A 15,877-nucleotide genomic window follows, 5' to 3' on the forward strand; every position below is an offset into this window, starting at 1 on the left:
TCCATGCCCGATTCGCTCCATTTCGCCGGGGATTCAGGGGTCTTGACCGACCCTCGGAGCCCCGGCGTGATCGCGGGGGAGTCCGGACCGGGCACCGGACCGCATGAAGGGGGACGCGCTGATGACCCAGCCGCCCAGCCAGCAACCGCCGCAGGGAGGCTTCGGCGCTCCGCAGGAGCCGTCGCAGGGGGTTCCGCAGCCGCCCCAGGGCCCGCCGCAGACGCCGCCGCCCGCCCAGCCGCCCCAGGCGCCGCCCGCCGGAGCCGGTTACGGCTACCCGCAGCAGCCGGGGCAGCAGCCGCAGGAGGGCTACGGCTATCCGCAGCAGCCGGGCCCGTACGCCCAGCAGCCCGGTCCCTACGGCCAGCCGCAGCAGCCCGGCCCCTACGGTCAGCAGCAGCCGGGCCCGTACACCCAGCAGTCCGGCCCCTACGGCCAGCAGCCGCAGCAGCCCGGATACGGCTATCCGCAGCAGCAGTACCCCGGCGCACCGGTCCCCGCGGCGCCCGGCGGCGGTGGCCCCTTCAAGGGCAAGCCCGGGGCGATCATCGCGGCCGCGGTCGCCGCGCTCCTGGTCGTCGGAGGCGGTGTCTACCTGCTGGCGAGCGGCGGCGACGACGACAAGAAGCCCGTCGCCAAGGAGAGCGGTGAGGTCCAGAAGCCGACCACCTCGCCCTCCGTCGACGAGGGCGACGGCAACGGCACCGGCCGCGAGGGCAGCGACGACCTGAACGGCGGGCGCAAGCCCGGCGAGGCGAAGGTCCTCTGGCTCCAGAAGAACGACGTCGACCTGCCGCGCAACGGCGCGGACGTGTACGGCCCGTGGATCGTCGGCGACACCATCGTCAGGGGCATGTACCGCACGGTCGCCGGTTTCTCGGTGGCCGACGGCAAGCAGAAGTGGACGCTGAAGCTGCCCGCCGACATCTGCTCCGCCCCGTCGCAGGCCACCGCGGACGGCAAGATCGTCATCGCGGTGAAGAACGGCACGACGGACAAGGCCGACTGCTCGTCGCTCCAGCTGATCGACCTCAACACGGGGAAGGCGGGGTGGAAGAAGGAGGTCAAGAAGAGCGGGCTCTTCGACCTGATGTCGGACCTCTCCCTCGCCATCAGCGGCGACACCCTGACGGTCGGCCGCTCCGGCTCCTCCAACGCGTACCGGGTCAGCGACGGCAAGGACCTGTTCGGCAAGCGGGACGGGATCTGCCAGCCGTTCGCCTTCGCGGGCGGACCCAAGCTGATCGCCGCCACCAACTGCCGTACCGACGACCCCTACAACCCGCAGCACCAGATCGAGGAGCTCGACCCGAACACCGGCAAGCCGAAGTGGACCTACAAGCCGGCCCGCGGCTGGGAGGTCGACAACATCTACTCGGTGAGCCCGCTCGTCGTGTCGCTGACCAAGGGCAGCAGCAGCAAGGACAAGAAGTGGAGCATCCTCGCGCTCCGCGAGAACGGCACGCTCCGCTCCCAGATCGTCAGCGACAAGGGTGACAAGTTCGCGACGGCCTGCGGCAACGCCTTCGCCATCTTCGGCAAGCCCGTCGACGGCTGCGACGGTGTCGCGGCCGACGCCAACACGCTCTACCTGCGGACGCAGGACGACACCAGTGGTACCGCCCGCACCAACCAGGTCGTCGCCTTCAACCTGAACACCGGCAGGACGAAGTGGAAGGCGAAGTCCCCGGCCGAGCAGACCATGAAGCCGCTGCGCATGGAGGGCGGCAACCTGCTGGTCTACGTGGACGCGGGCTACAACAAGGGCGGCGGCATCGCCAGCCTGGGCCCGGCCGGCGGCACCCCGAAGATGCTGCTCCAGCACCCGGCGTCGACGGCCGAGATCGAGAGCTCGTTCTGGAGCGAGAGGGTCCTGTACGCGAACGGCCGGTCGTTCATCGCCAGCGGACGGGTCAGCGCCACCAACGACGAGGAAGAGCTGGAGACGAAGACCATGATGGCCTTCGGCAAGTAACGGCACCGCACGGCACCCGCAGGAACACCACCGGTCGCGGACGACGGCAGATCCGTCCGCGACCGGCTCCGGCCCCCCGACCGACTCCCCTTCTCCAGAGGTACGCAACGCCATGACGCAGCCGCCCCAGCCGCCGCCCAACGACCCCTCCCAGGGCGGGTTCGGCGCGCCGCAGGACCCCCCGCCCGGTGGTTTCGGCGCCCCGCAGGACCCGCCGCCCGGAGGCTTCGGCGCCCCGACACCGCCGCCCGCCGACCCGTACGGCAAGCCGCCGGCCGCCCCCCAGGCGCCTCAGGCACCCCAGGCACCGCCGCCCGGCGGGTACGGCTCCCCGCCGCCCGCGGGCCCGCCCCAGCAGCAGCCCGGCTACGGCTACCCGCAGGGCCAGCCGCCGCAGCAGCCCGGGTACGGGTTCCCGCCGCAGGCGCCGCAGGGCCACGGATTCCCGCCCGGCCAGGCCCCGCAGCCGGGGTACGGGTTCCCGCCCCAGCCGCCGCAGCAGGGCTACGGCTACCCGACCACTCCGATGCAGCAGCCGCAGCAGCCCGGCGGTGACGGGCCGAAGAAGTTCTCCACCCAGTCCCGGATCATCGTCGCCGCGGTGGTCGCCGTGGCGCTGATCATCGGCGGCGGCGTCTGGTTCGCCTCGGGCGACGGCGACAAGAAGAAGGACGAGGCGTCCACCTCCTCCGGCACCAAGGGCGAGGGCAAGGGCGGTTCGGAGACCGGCCTCGGCGGCGGCAAGGAGAAGGCCCCGGCCAACATCAAGGCCGAGGTCGGCTTCCAGCTCCCGCAGCCCAAGGTCACCGACGTCACCACGGTCGCCGGCTCCTGGATGACCGACAAGGCGTACGTGAAGACGGGCGTCAACGAGATCGTCGCCTACGACCTGGTCAAGGGCACCAAGCTCTGGTCGATCCCGCTGGGCGGCCAGGTCTGCGCCGCCACCCAGCACCTCACCAAGGACTTCAAGACGGCCATCGCCTTCGAGGCGGGCAAGCGGACCGCCGCCAAGAAGTACCAGGCCTGCACGCAGATCGGCGCGCTCGACCTCGCCACCGGCAAGCTCATGTGGAGCAAGTCGGTCACCGTCACCACCAGCAGTGACAACGCCGCACGCTTCGACGAGGTCACCCTGAGCGGCGACACCGTCGCCGCGGGCGGCACCGAGGGCGGTGCCGCCTTCAAGCTGGCGGACGGAGCCGAGCTCTGGCGGCCGAAGCCCAGCACCGACGGCTGCTACGACAAGGGGTACGGCGGCGGCGAGGCCCTCGCCGTGGTCCGCAAGTGCGGTTCGTACGACGACCCGCAGCTCGTCATCCAGGCCCTGAACCCGACGACGGGGGCGCCGCTCTCCTCGTTCAAGATGCCGCCCGGCGTCGAGTACGCGAGCATCGTCTCCACCAAGCCGCTGGTCGTCGCCGCCGACGTCGGCGACACCGCGGGCGACGGCAGCGGGATCTCGGACTTCTTCTCGATCGACCCGGCCAGCGGCAAGCTGCTCACCAAGATCGCGGTGGACGGCGAGAAGTACGCGGCGAGCTGCCGCTCCACCAAGGTCGAGAGCTGCCAGCACCTCGCCGTCGGCAACAACCGCATCTACGTGCCGACCGAGGAGCACGAGGGCACCGGCGAGTACGGCAACACCAACGAGATCGTGTCGTTCGACCTGACCACCGGCAAGCCCACCAGCGACCGGGCCGACGCGGGCGACCGCTACACGATGTTCCCGCTGCGCATGGACGGCGGCAACCTCATCGCGTACAAGGAGCCCCCGTACGACAAGGGCGGCCAGGTCGTCTCCATCGACGGCGGCACCTTCAAGCAGACCGTGCTGATGGACAACCCGGGCGACGAGGCCATCCGGGACGCGGAGACCAGCTTCTCCTCGGACTACGCCGAGTACCTCTACGGCAGCGGCAAGCTGTACATCTCGGAGACGATGATCAGCGCGCCGAGGGAGAGTTCGCTGGGCGACAAGGAGTACCTCGTCGTCTCGTTCCACGCGAGCTGACCACCGGACACGGGTGAGGGGGTGGAGCCGGCCGGCTCCACCCCCTCACCCATGCCCGCCCGTCGTGGCGGGTCAGGAGTTGGTGCTGTCGTCGAACGCCGGGTACATGATGCCGGACGAGACGCACTTCAGGACCGTGCTGCCCTCCATCTGGCACAGCTCGATCCGCGCGGTGCTGATCCAGCCACCGGGGTTGGCGTAGCTGGTCGCACCCCACGCGGTGCCGGCGCCGGTGGAGACCCGGTGCATCGGGAAGTAGTGCGTGCCGGCGTCGCCGGTGGTGATCAGGCGCACGCCCACCGAGTGACCGTCGGCGGCCTTGTCCTTCACGTACAGGTAGAGCGGGTCGAGCTTGTACGGGTTCAGCCGCCAGGCGGCCTTCACCTCCGCGTACCCCCACGACGTCGAGACGTCCTCGGTGGTGACGTTGGACGCGGCGGCGGCAGTGCCGGTGAACGCCGGTCCCGCCAGCACGGCACACGTGGCCGCGGATACGAGCAGAGCCCTTTTGAGACGCAAGTTTCCCCCAGAAATGTGATCCGGCATGGTCAGCATGCAGATTACAACAGCCTGAATTCAGCCATGATGGGCCATCAACTCGCTCTCAAAGCACCCGAAGTCGGAGATCTCGATCGTTCTGGCCGCTAAGACGCCCGCGGCATCGAACAAGCGTGTAACTTGCCGGGTCTAGAGGGGGCCGGGGGGCCTGCCGGTGCTATGGGGGGGTTGGTCGATGGGCGTGCGGCTCATGGTGATCGATGACCACCGACTGCTCGCCGAGGCGCTCGCCTCGGCCCTGAAACTGCGCGGGCACCGGGTGCTCGCCGCAGCCGCGCCGACCTCCGGTGCGGCCGAACTCGTCGTCAGCAGAGCCCCGGAGGTCTGTCTGTTCGGCACGGCCGCGCCCGCCGAACCGGGCACCTTCGACCCGATCGTCCGGATCAGACGCGAGCGCCCGCAGATCGCCGTGGTGGTCCTCGGCCCGGTGCCCAGCCCGCGCGGCATCGCGGCCGCCTTCGCGGCAGGCGCCGCCGGGTACGTCCGGCACGACGAGCGCATCGAGGGCGTGGAGCGGGCGATGGCCAAGGCGCGGGCCGGTGAGGCGGCGATCGCGCCGCAACTGCTCCAGGGCGCCTTCGCCGAACTGCTCAACCCTGCGGCGCAGCCGGACGACGAGGGCCGGCGGCTGCTGCAGATGCTCACGCCGCGCGAGGTCGAGGTCCTGGTCCGGGTCGCCGAGGGCGAGGACACCCGGCTGATCGCGGCGGGCATGCGGATCGCGCCGAGCACGGCCCGCACCCATGTGCAGCGGGTGCTGATGAAGCTGGGCGTCGGCTCCCGGCTGGAGGCGGCGGCGCTCGCCGCCCGTACCGGCCTGCTGGACCGGGCGGCACCGGTGACGCGGCAGGGGCCGGACACCGTCGGCTGACGGTGTCCGGCCCCTGCCGGTGGTGACGCTGCCTCAGTTGCCGGGCGCGTCGGTGGCGTCCGGGGCGACGGCCGGCGGCTGGGCCGGACGCAGCTTCAGCCAGACCAGGAAGAACAGCCCCAGGGCCAGCATGGCGAGGCCGGTCCACAGGTTGATGTGGACGCCCTCGGCCTTCTTCAGGTCGGTGTCGGACGGGTTGATCCCGGCGATGGTGACGATGACTCCGTAGACCACGAAGAGACCGCCGATGATGGTCCGGATGTCGAACAGCCGGGCGGCCGTGGCGGACTTCCGCTCCAGGTCGGCGACTTCCTTGTGCAGGTCGGACATGGTGAGTTACTCCGCTCAGAACGAGTAGGGGACGTAGCACAGGGCGGCGAGCACGATCGCGCCCCAGCCCAGCAGCGCGGGCCTGCGGTACCAGGCGCTGTCGCCCTCCTCGGGCACCTCGGGCGCTTCCGGCGACTCGGTTCCGTAGACCAGACCGGCCAGTTCGGCCTCCGGCTTGGGAGCCGTGAACAGCGTGACGACGACCATGACCACCGCACCGGCGACGAAGCCGACGATCGCGGAGACGAAGTTGGCGCCCTGGTCGGTGGGGATGTCGATGACACCCTGCTTGTAGATCACGAAGTAGTTCACCATCGCGGCGGTGGTGCCCGCCAGCAGGCCCCAGACGCCCGACTTCATCGAGGCGCGCTTCCAGAACATGCCGATGATGAAGACCACGAACAGCGGGACGTTGAAGAAGGAGAACAGCGTCTGGAGGTAGCTCATGATGTTGGAGAAGCTGGAGGCGATGAACGCCGTTCCGATGGAGGCCAGCACCCCGAGCACCGTGATCTTGCGGCCGAAGCTCAGGTAGTACGCGTCCGGCTGGTCCTTCTTCACGTACCGCGCCCAGATGTCCGTGGTGAACACCGTGTTGAACGAGGAGACGTTGGCGGCCATGCCGGCCATGAACGCGGCCAGCAGACCGGTCACGGCGATGCCGAGCACACCGTTGGGCAGCAGCTCCCGCATCAGCAGCGGGATGGCGTCGTTGTACGTCGTGTCCGAGCCCGCGGTGCCGATGTTGGGCACGACCACGGCGGCCACCAGGCCCGGGATCATCACGAGGAAGACGATGAACATCTTCGGGAACGCGGCGATCAGCGGGGTGCGCTGGGCGGCCGAGAGGTTCTTCGCGGACAGGGCGCGCTGCACCTCGGCGAAGTTGGTCGTCCAGTAGCCGAAGGAGAGCACGAAGCCCAGGCCGAGGATGATCGTCAGCCAGTTGGCGCCGAGCGGGTTGGCGTCACCGATGCCGGTGCCGCCCCAGGCGGTCATGAAGTTCGCCCCGTGGCTGGACTCCAGCGAGTCGCTCAGCCCGTCCCAGCCGCCGACGCGCTTGAGGCCCAGGATGGTCAGCGGGATCAGCGCGGCGAGGATGACGAAGAACTGCAGCACCTCGTTGTAGATCGCGGAGGAGAGGCCGCCGATGGTGATGTAGATCAGGACGAAGAGGCCCGCGACGACGATCGCGACCCACTGCGGCCAGCCGAGCAGCGCCTCGACGACGATCGACAGGGCGTACAGGTTGACGCCCGCGATCAGCACCGCCGAGAACGCGAAGAGTATGGAACTGAGCAGATGCGCCGACTTGTCGAAGCGGTGCAGCAGGAACTCCGGTACGGAGCGCACCTTCGAGCGGTAGTAGAAGGGCATCATCACGAGGCCCAGGAAGACCATCGCCGGGATGGCGCCGATCCAGTACCAGTGGACGACCGCGACGCCGTACTGCGCGCCGGTCGCCGCCATGCCGAGGATCTCGGTGGCGCCGAGATTCGCCGCCACGAAGGCCAGCCCGGTCACCCATGCGGGCAGTGACCGGCCGGACAGGAAGAAGTCGAGGCTCGTCTTCACGCTCGCCCGGGCGGCGAAGCCGATGCCGAGAACGACGACGAAGTAGATCGCCAGGATCGTGTAGTCGAGCCCGTTCGTGGGGAGCCGGAGCCCTGCAGCCAGATTTTGCATGTGGGGGTACTCGCTTCGTTGCGCGAACTGAACCCGAAGGAAACTACGCTCTTGTGTTCAAAAACTGAACAGTTCCAATGAGGTTCTTTGTTGGATTGTGATCGTATTGCCGAAAACGGCCGCCCCAACCCTGCTCGGCCCTGCGAGATTCCCGTCACGTCGAGGGCTCCGACTCATTGACGAGTCTGTTGATTTGTGGTTCATTGTGTGCGGTTCTGTTTGGGAGGAGTCTGGTGAAGAAGACGGTTACGACGCTCGCCGACGGCCGGGAGCTGATCTACTACGACAGCCGCGACGACATCGTCCGCGAGGCCGTCGACCGGCGGCCGCTCGACCCCGTCTCGACCTCCTCCGAGGTCCGCCGTGACCCGCTCCTCGGCGACAGCGTCGCCATCGCCTCGCACCGCCAGGGCCGCATCTACCACCCGCCGGCCGACGAGTGCCCGCTCTGCCCCTCGGTGGACGGCCGGCAGAGCGAGATCCCGGAGCCGGACTACGACGTCGCCGTCTTCGAGAACCGCTTCCCCTCCCTGGCCGGTGACTCGGGCCGCTGCGAGGTCGTCTGCTTCACCTCCGACCACGACGCCTCCTTCGCCGACCTCACCGAGGAGCAGGCCGCCCTCGTCCTGGAGGCGTGGACCGACCGCACCGCCGAGCTCGCCGAGCTCCCGCAGGTCCGGCAGGTGTTCTGCTTCGAGAACCGGGGCGCCGAGATCGGCGTCACGCTCGGGCACCCGCACGGGCAGATCTACGGCTACCCCTTCGTCACCCCCCGCACCGAGCTGATGCTGCGCTCCGCGGCGGCCCACCGCGCGGAGACCGGCGGCAACCTCTTCGACGACGTGGTGGCCCGCGAGGAGGCCGACGGCTCGCGGATCGTCCTCGCCGCCGAGCACTGGATCGCCTTCGTGCCGTACGCGGCGCACTGGCCCTACGAGGTCCATCTCCACCCGCGCCGCCGCGTCCCCGACCTGCGGGACCTCGACGAGGCCGCACGGCGTGAGTTCCCACAGGTCTATCTGGAACTCTTGAGGCGATTCGACCGGATCTTCGGCCCCGGCGAGCCGCCGACCCCGTACATCTCCGCCTGGCACCAGGCACCGTTCGGGGTCGAGGGACGGGATGACTTCGGGCTCCATCTGGAGCTTTTCACCATTCGACGTACCTCCGGCAAGCTGAAGTTCCTCGCGGGTTCCGAATCCGGCATGAGCGTGTTCATCAACGACGTGCCGCCGGAGACCGCGGCCCAGCGACTGCGAGAGGTAGCGAGCGAGTGAGCAAGTCCCCGAAGAAGTACCTGGTGACCGGCGGCGCGGGATACGTGGGCAGCGTCGTCGCCCAGCACCTGCTGGAGGCCGGGCACGCCGTCACCGTCCTCGACGACCTCTCCACCGGCTTCCGCGCGGGCGTCCCGGCCGGCGCCGAGTTCATCGAGGGCCGTATCCAGGACGCCGCCAAATGGCTGGACCCCTCCTACGACGGAGTGCTGCACTTCGCCGCGTACTCCCAGGTCGGCGAGTCCGTCACCGACCCCGAGAAGTACTGGGTCAACAACGTCGGCGGCTCCACCGCCCTGCTCGCCGCGATGCGCGACGCCGGGGTGCGCACCCTGGTCTTCTCCTCCACCGCCGCCACCTACGGCGAACCGGTCTCCAGCCCCATCACCGAGACCGACCCCACCGCCCCGACCAGCCCGTACGGCGCCACCAAGCTGGCCGTCGACCACATGATCACCGGCGAGGCGGCCGCGCACGGACTCGCCGCCGTCTCGCTGCGCTACTTCAACGTGGCGGGCGCCCACGGCAGCTGCGGCGAGCGGCACACCCCCGAGTCCCACCTCATCCCGCTGGTCCTCCAGGTCGCCCTCGGGCAGCGGGAGTCGATCTCGGTCTACGGCGACGACTACCCCACCCCCGACGGCACCTGCGTCCGCGACTACATCCACGTCGCCGACCTCGCCGAGGCCCACCTGCTGGCCCTCGACGCCGCCACCGCGGGCGAGCACCTGATCTGCAACCTCGGCAACGGCAACGGCTTCTCGGTCCGCGAGGTCATCGAGACGGTCCGCGAGGTCACCGGCCACCCGGTCCCCGAGACCGCGGCCCCGCGCCGCGCCGGCGACCCGGCCGTCCTCGTCGCCTCCGCCACCACCGCCAGGGAGCGCCTCGGCTGGCAGCCGTCCCGCGCCGACCTGGCCGGAATCGTCTCCGACGCCTGGACGTTCGCCCGCCGAGAGGAGCCCACCGCACCATGACCGACCACGCTGAGCTGACCGCCTCCTTCACCGAGCTCTACGGGACCGCACCCGAGGGGGTCTGGGCCGCCCCCGGCCGGGTCAACCTGATCGGCGAGTACACCGACTTCAACGACGGCTTCGTGATGCCGCTCGCGCTGCCGCACGTCGCACGGGCCGCCGTCTCCCGCCGCACCGACGGCGTGCTGCGGCTGCACTCCACCGACGTTCCGGGCGGTGTCGTCCAGCTCCGCGTCGACGAACTGGCCCCGCACTCCGGCCACGGCTGGGCCGCCTACCCGGCCGGGGTCGTCTGGGCGCTGCGCGAGGCGGGCCACCAGGTCACCGGCGCCGACATCCAGCTGACCTCCACCGTCCCCACCGGCGCCGGGCTCTCCTCGTCCGCCGCCCTCGAAGTGGTGACCGGGCTCGCGCTGAACGACCTGTTCGGGTTCGGTCTCGGCCTCGCCGAGCTGGCGGTCCTCGCCCAGCGCGCCGAGAACGCGTTCGTCGGCGTCCCCTGCGGCGTCATGGACCAGATGGCATCGGCCTGCTGCACCGACGGCCACGCCCTGCACCTGGACACCCGCGACCTCACCCAGCGCCAGGTCCCCTTCGACCTGGCCGCCCGCGGTCTGCGGCTCCTGGTCGTCGACACCCGCGTCAAGCACGCGCTGGGCGACGGCGCGTACGCGGAGCGGCGCGCGGGCTGCGAGGAGGGGGCGCGCCTCCTCGGCATAGGCACCCTGCGCGAGATCCCGTACGCCGGACTTGGCGCCGCGCTCGACACGCTGGCCGAGGCCGGCGCGGACGAGTCCGTGGTGCGCTACGTACGCCATGTGGTCGGCGACAACCAGCGCGTCGAGCAGGTCATCGCGCTGCTCGACTCCGGCGACGTGCGCGCGGCCGGCCCGGTCCTCAACGCCGGCCATGTCTCGCTCCGGGACGATCTGCGGGTCTCCTGCGCGGAGTTGGACCTGGTGGTCGAGGCGGCGAACGCGGCCGGTGCGCTCGGTGCCCGGATGACCGGCGGCGGCTTCGGCGGCTCGGCGATCGTGCTGGTGGAGGAGACGCAGGCGGACACGGTCACCAAGGCCGTGCAGGAGGCGTTCGCCTCGGCGGGTCACGCGGCGCCGGGCGTCTTCCCGGCCGTGCCGTCGGCGGGAGCCCGCCGGCTCGTCTGAGCCGGCCGGGAGCCGGTCAGCCGAGCTCCTTGGTGAACGTGAACTCGGTGACGCCGGGCGGGTAGTCCTCGACCCGCCCCCGCTCCTCGTAACCCTGCTTCCGGTAGAAGTCCGGGGCCTGGAAGTCCCAGGTCTCCACCCGGGAGCGGGTGCAGGACCGGTCCCTCCCGGCCACCCGTTCCGCCTCGGCGAGCAGCCGCGAGCCGAGGCCGTGGCCGCGGTGGCGGGCGTCGACCCAGAGCACGTCCACATGGAGCCAGTACGCCCAGGTGCGTCCGCTCAGCCCGGCGGCGAGGTTCCCCTCCGCGTCCAGCGCCCATACCTCCAGCGGGACTTCGTGTGCGGCGGGGGTGTCGCGCAGGGCGCGGATCCGCGCCGAGCGCGCCGTGTTGTCGTCACGCAGCCGCCTGTTCAGCAGCTGACGTCGTTCTTTGTCCACTTCTGTCTCAAGACGGAACATGAACAACACCCTAGGACCGGACTGGCGGTCAGTTCTGCCAATCGGCTTCCGCTCCCGGCCGCCGCCCGTACGCTGATGCACAGCACCGGTGGGGGCCGGTGCTGATTCAGGGGTACGAGACAGCCGGGTGCGACGCCCGGCCGGGGTGGCAGTCGGTGCACGGCGGCGGCCGTGGGACTGCGGTTCAACTCCCCGTTCCGGGCGTCGTACCCGCGCCGGTCCGTCCCTGCCGGGGGTCGCACGCTTCGGGCGCCCCAGAACGCACAGCATGGGGGTGCCTGTGGTCCGTATCCGGGTTCTCGTGGTCGACGACCACCGTATCTTCGCCGAGTCGCTCGCCGCGGCGCTCGCCGCCGAACCGGATGTCGACGTGGCGGCGGCGGGCAGCGGCCCGGCCGCCCTGCGCTGTCTGGAACGCGCGGCGGCCGAGGGGCGCGGCTACGACGTGATGCTCGTCGACGCCGAACTGGGCATCCTGGGCCCGCACGGCCGCCAGGCCGCGGGCCCGGTGCCGGTGCCCGCCCCCAACACCGGGGAGAACGGCCTGGTCGACGGCATCTCCCTGGTGGCCGGGGTCCGTTCGGGCCAGCCGTCGGTGCGCACGGTGGTGCTCGCCGAGAAGGACGACCCGCGCCGGGCCGCGCTCGCGCTCCAGGCGGGCGCCTGCGGCTGGGTCGCCAAGGACAGCTCGCTGCAACGGCTGCTCGCGGTGATCCGCGGGGTGCTGCGCGACGAGACGCACCTGCCGGCCGCGCTGCTCACCGGTGTGCTGCGGGAGCTGATGGCGGACCGCAAGCACCGCACCGAGAGCGAGGAACTCGTCGAGTCCCTGACCCCGCGCGAGCGCGAGGTGCTGCGCTGCATGGTGGCGGGCCTGGGCCGCAAGGCGGTCGCGGAGCGGCTCTTCCTCTCCCCGCACACGGTGCGTACGCACATGCAGAACGTGCTGGGGAAGCTGGGCGTGCACTCGACGCTGGCCGCCGTCGCGCTGGCGAGGCGGGCGGGCGTCGGCCCGGTCGACCTGGAGGTACCGGCGCTAGCCGGGGATGTTGTCGAACGGGGCGGTCAGCTGGCGTAGCAGACCGGCCAGTTCGCCCCGCTGCTGACGGGAGAGTTCGCCCAGGATGGCGCGCTCCTGGGCGAGCAGGCCGGCCAGCGACTGGTCGGCCTTGTCGCGGCCCTCGGCGGTGAGCCGGACCAGCACGCCGCGGCGGTCGCTGGGGTCGGGGAGCCGCTCGACGAGGTTCTTCTTGGTCAGCCGGTCGATGCGGTTGGTCATGGTGCCCGAGGTGACCAGCGTCTGGGTGAGGAGCTGGCCGGGGGAGAGCTGGTACGGGTCGCCGGCGCGGCGCAGCGACGTGAGGACGTCGAACTCCCACGGCTCCAGATGGTGCTCGGCGAAGGCGATCCGGCGGGCCCGGTCGAGGTGACGGGCCAGGCGGGAGACGCGGCTGAGGACCTCGAGTGGTTCCACGTCGAGGTCGGGGCGCTCGCGGCGCCATGCAGCGACCAGTCGGTCGACCTCGTCCTCCATGTGGATCAGTGTAGAGGGTCTGTCGACATGAAGTCTCTTGAATTCAAGTGTCTTGACATCAAGATACTTCTGGGTTGATCCTGGAGCACATGACCGCACCCACCTGGGATCCGCAGCAGTACCTGCGCCATGCGGACCATCGCACCCGCCCCTTCCACGACCTGCTGGCCCGCGTCCCCGATCCGCCGCGCGACCCCGCCCCCCGGATCGCCGACCTGGGCTGCGGCGCGGGCAACGTGACCGCCCTGCTCGCCGCACGCTGGCCCACGGCCCGTATCACCGGCTACGACAACTCCCCGCAGATGCTGGAGCGGGCCCGCGCCCACGCCACCGCCCTGCTGGACTTCGCCGAGGCCGACGCCGCGACCTGGACCCCCGGGCAGCCGCACGACCTGATCATCTCCAACGCCCTGCTCCAGTGGGTTCCCGGCCACGCCGACCGCTTCCCCGACTGGCTGGACGCGCTCACCCCCGGCGGCACCTTCGCCCTCCAGGTCCCGGACAACTTCGACCAGCCCAGCCACGCCCTGATGCGCGAACTCGCCGAGTCCCCGCGCTGGCGCCCCCGCCTGGGCGGCCTGCTGCGCCACGCGGACGCGGTGCTGAGCCCCGCCGGCTACCTGGACCGCCTCACCGGCCCCGGCCGCACGGCCGACGTCTGGGAGACCACCTACCTCCACCTCCTGCCCGGCGAGGACGCCGTCCTGGACTGGGTGAAGGGCACCGGACTGCGCCCGGTCCTCACCGCCCTCGCCGACGACGAGGAGGCCCGGAACGCCTTCCTCGCCGACTACCGCGACCTGCTGCGCACCGCCTACCCCGCGGGCCCGCACGGCACGGTCTTCCCGTTCCGCCGTATCTTCGCCGTCACCCACCGGGAGAAGTGATGATCGCTACCGTCGACCACGTCCAGCTGGCCGCCCCCGAGGGCTCGGAGGAGGCGCTGCGCGCGTACTACGTCCACATCCTCGGCATGACGGAGATCGCCAAGCCCCCGGTCCTGGCCGCCCGCGGCGGCTGCTGGTTCCAGGCCGGCCCGGTCCAGCTCCACCTGGGCATCGAGGCGGACTTCCGCCCGGCCCGCAAGGCCCACCCCGGCCTGCGCGTCACCGGCATCGAGGCGTACGCGGCCCGGCTGACGGAACGCGGCGCCGAGGTCCGCTGGGACGCGGACCTGCCGGGCCACCGCCGCTTCTTCAGCCACGACCCGGTGGGCAACCGGCTGGAGTTCCTGGAACCGGACGGGGCCCCGTCCCCGGAAGACCGGTGACGGGGCCCCGCCGGGCGCGTGCCGTGGCTCAGTTCAGGATGCTGTACGTGTTCCAGCCGCCGCCGAGCCGGACCGGGTCGGCGAACTGACCGGAGCCGTTCGAGACGTACAGGTAGAGGCTGCCGTTGCGGTCGACGCCGACCAGGTCGGCCTTGCCGTCCCCGGTGAGGTCACCGGGCGCGGCCAGCTTCTGGTACGTGTTCCAGCCCCGGCCCACGGTGAACGGGGACTGGAACGGCCGGTACTTGTCGCCCGTGCCCCGGTACATCCTGAGCGCCCCGTCGGACGTGCGGGCCAGCAGGTCGGTGAGGCCGTCGCCGGTGAAGTCACCGGCGCCGGCGATCACGTTGTACGCGTTCCAGCCGCCGCCGATCCGGATCCGGGCGGCGAAGCCGCTGCCCGTGCCGTTGCCGGGGTGGAGGTACAGCGTGCCGCCCGTGTCGCGGGTCAGCAGGTCGCCCTTGCCGTCGCCGGTGAGGTCGCCGGGGCCGACCGTGAGGTTGTAGCTGCCCCAGCCGCTGCTGACGCGGGGCGGGGTGCCCGGTGCGTAGCTGTAGTTGTAGAGCCCGCCGCCGGACACCTCCATCAGGTCGACGAGGGCGTTCTCGTTCAGCGAGGAGGCGTAGAAGGGCTTGGCGCCCTTCCATCCGCCGGCATCGCTCAGCTGGTCGCGCGCGCCCAGCTTGCCGTTGTTCAGCGACCAGTAGGCCCAGAGCGTGCCCTTGGTGTCGAGTCCGAGCAGGTCGTTCTTCCCGAAGTCCGGGCTGCCGCCCGCACCGGCGAGGAGCGAGGCCGTGTTGAGGCCGGTGCCGCCCGCGACGCGGCCCGCGAGCTCGCCGCTGTCGCCGGTGGAGAGGTAGACGAAGACGTCGCCGTTCAGTGCGCGGGCGAGCAGGTCGCCGCGGCCGTCGCCGTCCAGGTCGTCGGCGCCGATCACCTGGTTGTAGATCTTCCAGCCGTGACCGACCCGGGTGGCGGCCTCGAACGGGCCCTTGGCCGAGCCGGTGCCCGGGTAGAAGTACAGGTCGCCGGAGACGGTGCGCCCGTAGAGGTCGGCGATGCCGTCCCCGGTGACGTCGTTCGCCCCGATGAGCTGGTCGTAGGTGCCCCAGCCCTTGCCGACCAGGACCCGGGCGCCGAAGGGCGCCGTGGACGTGTTGCCGGTGGCCGGGTACAGGTACAGCTCGCCCGCGGGCGTGCGGGCCAGCAGGTCGGCGCGCCCGTCGCCGGTGAGGTCACCGGGCGAGAGGACCTTGTTGTAGATCTGCCAGCCCTTGCCGGTCCAGCCGGCGTTGCCGGTGCCGGCGCCCGACATGCCCGCGCGGAAGGTGAGCGAGCCGTACGGCGACAGCGTCAGGAGGTCGGCGAACCCGTCCCCCGTCTGGTCGCCGACGGGAATGATGTCCTTGAACGCCGAGGGGACGTTGCCGGGGATCTCGAAGCCGTACTCCTTGTCCGAGCTGCTCGGCAAGGTGCGGAGGTCGGACGCGTAGTTCCGGTAGACGAGGTCGGAGTAGCCGTCGTCGTCGAAGTCCGCACGGGGCTTCGCGGCCGGTGCGGCGGCAGCCTGCCGTTGTGCGGTGTGCTCCGGCAGGTTCAGAGCCGGCCGCAGGTCCGCCGAGGACGTCTGCCGCTCGGCCACGGTGTGGTGCGGTGCGGTGTCATCGGCCGAGGCCGGGGCGGCCAGCAGCATGCCGGCCGAGAGAACGAGTGCCGTGCAGGCCGCGATGCGGCGCGCACGCGTGGAGCGCACGGAAGTCAT

The 15,877-nt window shown here is 71.1% G+C and carries 15 protein-coding genes; 9 read left to right on the plus strand and 6 right to left on the minus strand.

The genetic code is table 11. The annotated features are described in order from the left end of the window. Positions 1-121 precede the first annotated feature (121 nt). Complete coding sequence (locus OG521_23545) at positions 122-1,975, plus strand: PQQ-like beta-propeller repeat protein (GenBank protein WUW23585.1); 1,854 nt, start codon at positions 122-124, stop codon at positions 1,973-1,975. A gap of 112 nt (positions 1,976-2,087) precedes the next feature. Beyond that, the gene (locus tag OG521_23550) at positions 2,088-3,989 is read left to right on the plus strand and encodes a PQQ-binding-like beta-propeller repeat protein (GenBank protein WUW23586.1); all 1,902 of its coding nucleotides are present in this window, start codon (positions 2,088-2,090) and stop codon (positions 3,987-3,989) included. Between the two features lie 72 nt (positions 3,990-4,061). On the opposite strand, the gene OG521_23555 is transcribed toward OG521_23550, so the two are convergent. Further along, complete coding sequence (locus OG521_23555; GenBank protein ID WUW23587.1) at positions 4,062-4,508, minus strand: hypothetical protein; 447 nt, start codon at positions 4,506-4,508, stop codon at positions 4,062-4,064. A 214-nt stretch (positions 4,509-4,722) separates the two neighbouring features. On the opposite strand from OG521_23555, the gene OG521_23560 reads away from it, so the two are divergent. Beyond that, a complete protein-coding gene (locus OG521_23560) occupies positions 4,723-5,418 on the plus strand; it encodes a LuxR C-terminal-related transcriptional regulator (protein WUW23588.1) in 696 nt (231 codons plus the stop codon). 33 nt (positions 5,419-5,451) lie between these two features. Here the strand turns inward: OG521_23560 and OG521_23565 are convergent, their stop codons facing one another. Continuing rightward, positions 5,452-5,748, minus strand: coding sequence for a hypothetical protein (locus OG521_23565; GenBank protein ID WUW23589.1), 297 nt, complete (start codon positions 5,746-5,748; stop codon positions 5,452-5,454). 15 nt (positions 5,749-5,763) lie between these two features. Next, entirely contained in the window at positions 5,764-7,434 is a 1,671-nt protein-coding gene (locus tag OG521_23570; GenBank protein ID WUW23590.1) for a sodium:solute symporter family protein, read from the minus strand. A gap of 233 nt (positions 7,435-7,667) precedes the next feature. Between OG521_23570 and galT the strand changes: the two genes are divergently transcribed. Genes galT through galK form a run of 3 tightly spaced genes read left to right on the plus strand, consistent with a single transcriptional unit; the run spans position 7,668 to position 10,851 of the window. Beyond that, entirely contained in the window at positions 7,668-8,711 is a 1,044-nt protein-coding gene (gene galT, locus OG521_23575) for a galactose-1-phosphate uridylyltransferase (protein WUW23591.1), read from the plus strand. After that, complete coding sequence (galE, locus tag OG521_23580) at positions 8,708-9,688, plus strand: UDP-glucose 4-epimerase GalE (GenBank protein ID WUW23592.1); 981 nt, start codon at positions 8,708-8,710, stop codon at positions 9,686-9,688. Before galT ends, galE begins: the two co-directional genes overlap by 4 nt. Continuing rightward, complete coding sequence (gene galK / locus OG521_23585) at positions 9,685-10,851, plus strand: galactokinase (GenBank protein ID WUW23593.1); 1,167 nt, start codon at positions 9,685-9,687, stop codon at positions 10,849-10,851. Before galE ends, galK begins: the two co-directional genes overlap by 4 nt. Positions 10,852-10,867: 16 nt before the next feature. Here galK and OG521_23590 read toward each other — a convergent pair whose 3' ends face one another. Continuing rightward, positions 10,868-11,311 carry a GNAT family N-acetyltransferase gene (locus OG521_23590; GenBank protein WUW23594.1) on the minus strand — a complete coding sequence of 148 codons (444 nt, stop codon included), beginning with the start codon at positions 11,309-11,311 and terminating at the stop codon, positions 10,868-10,870. 280 nt (positions 11,312-11,591) lie between these two features. Here OG521_23590 and OG521_23595 point away from each other — a divergent pair, with 280 nt between their 5' ends. Further along, positions 11,592-12,389, plus strand: a complete 798-nt coding sequence (locus tag OG521_23595; GenBank protein ID WUW26776.1) for a response regulator transcription factor — start codon at positions 11,592-11,594, stop codon at positions 12,387-12,389. Here OG521_23595 and OG521_23600 read toward each other — a convergent pair. Continuing rightward, positions 12,348-12,845 carry a MarR family transcriptional regulator gene (locus OG521_23600; protein ID WUW23595.1) on the minus strand — a complete coding sequence of 166 codons (498 nt, stop codon included), beginning with the start codon at positions 12,843-12,845 and terminating at the stop codon, positions 12,348-12,350. The genes OG521_23595 and OG521_23600 overlap by 42 nt on opposite strands. 89 nt (positions 12,846-12,934) lie before the next feature. Here OG521_23600 and OG521_23605 point away from each other — a divergent pair, with 89 nt between their 5' ends. Together OG521_23605 and OG521_23610 are read left to right on the plus strand one after the other, a co-directional pair. Continuing rightward, positions 12,935-13,732, plus strand: coding sequence for a trans-aconitate 2-methyltransferase (locus OG521_23605; protein ID WUW23596.1), 798 nt, complete (start codon positions 12,935-12,937; stop codon positions 13,730-13,732). Next, positions 13,732-14,115 carry a glyoxalase gene (locus OG521_23610; protein WUW23597.1) on the plus strand — a complete coding sequence of 128 codons (384 nt, stop codon included), beginning with the start codon at positions 13,732-13,734 and terminating at the stop codon, positions 14,113-14,115. Before OG521_23605 ends, OG521_23610 begins: the two co-directional genes overlap by 1 nt. Positions 14,116-14,143: 28 nt before the next feature. Here OG521_23610 and OG521_23615 read toward each other — a convergent pair whose 3' ends face one another. Continuing rightward, a complete protein-coding gene (locus OG521_23615; protein ID WUW23598.1) occupies positions 14,144-15,877 on the minus strand; it encodes a VCBS repeat-containing protein in 1,734 nt (577 codons plus the stop codon).

Source organism: Streptomyces sp. NBC_01463 (assembly GCA_036227345.1).
Classification (GTDB): domain Bacteria; phylum Actinomycetota; class Actinomycetes; order Streptomycetales; family Streptomycetaceae; genus Streptomyces.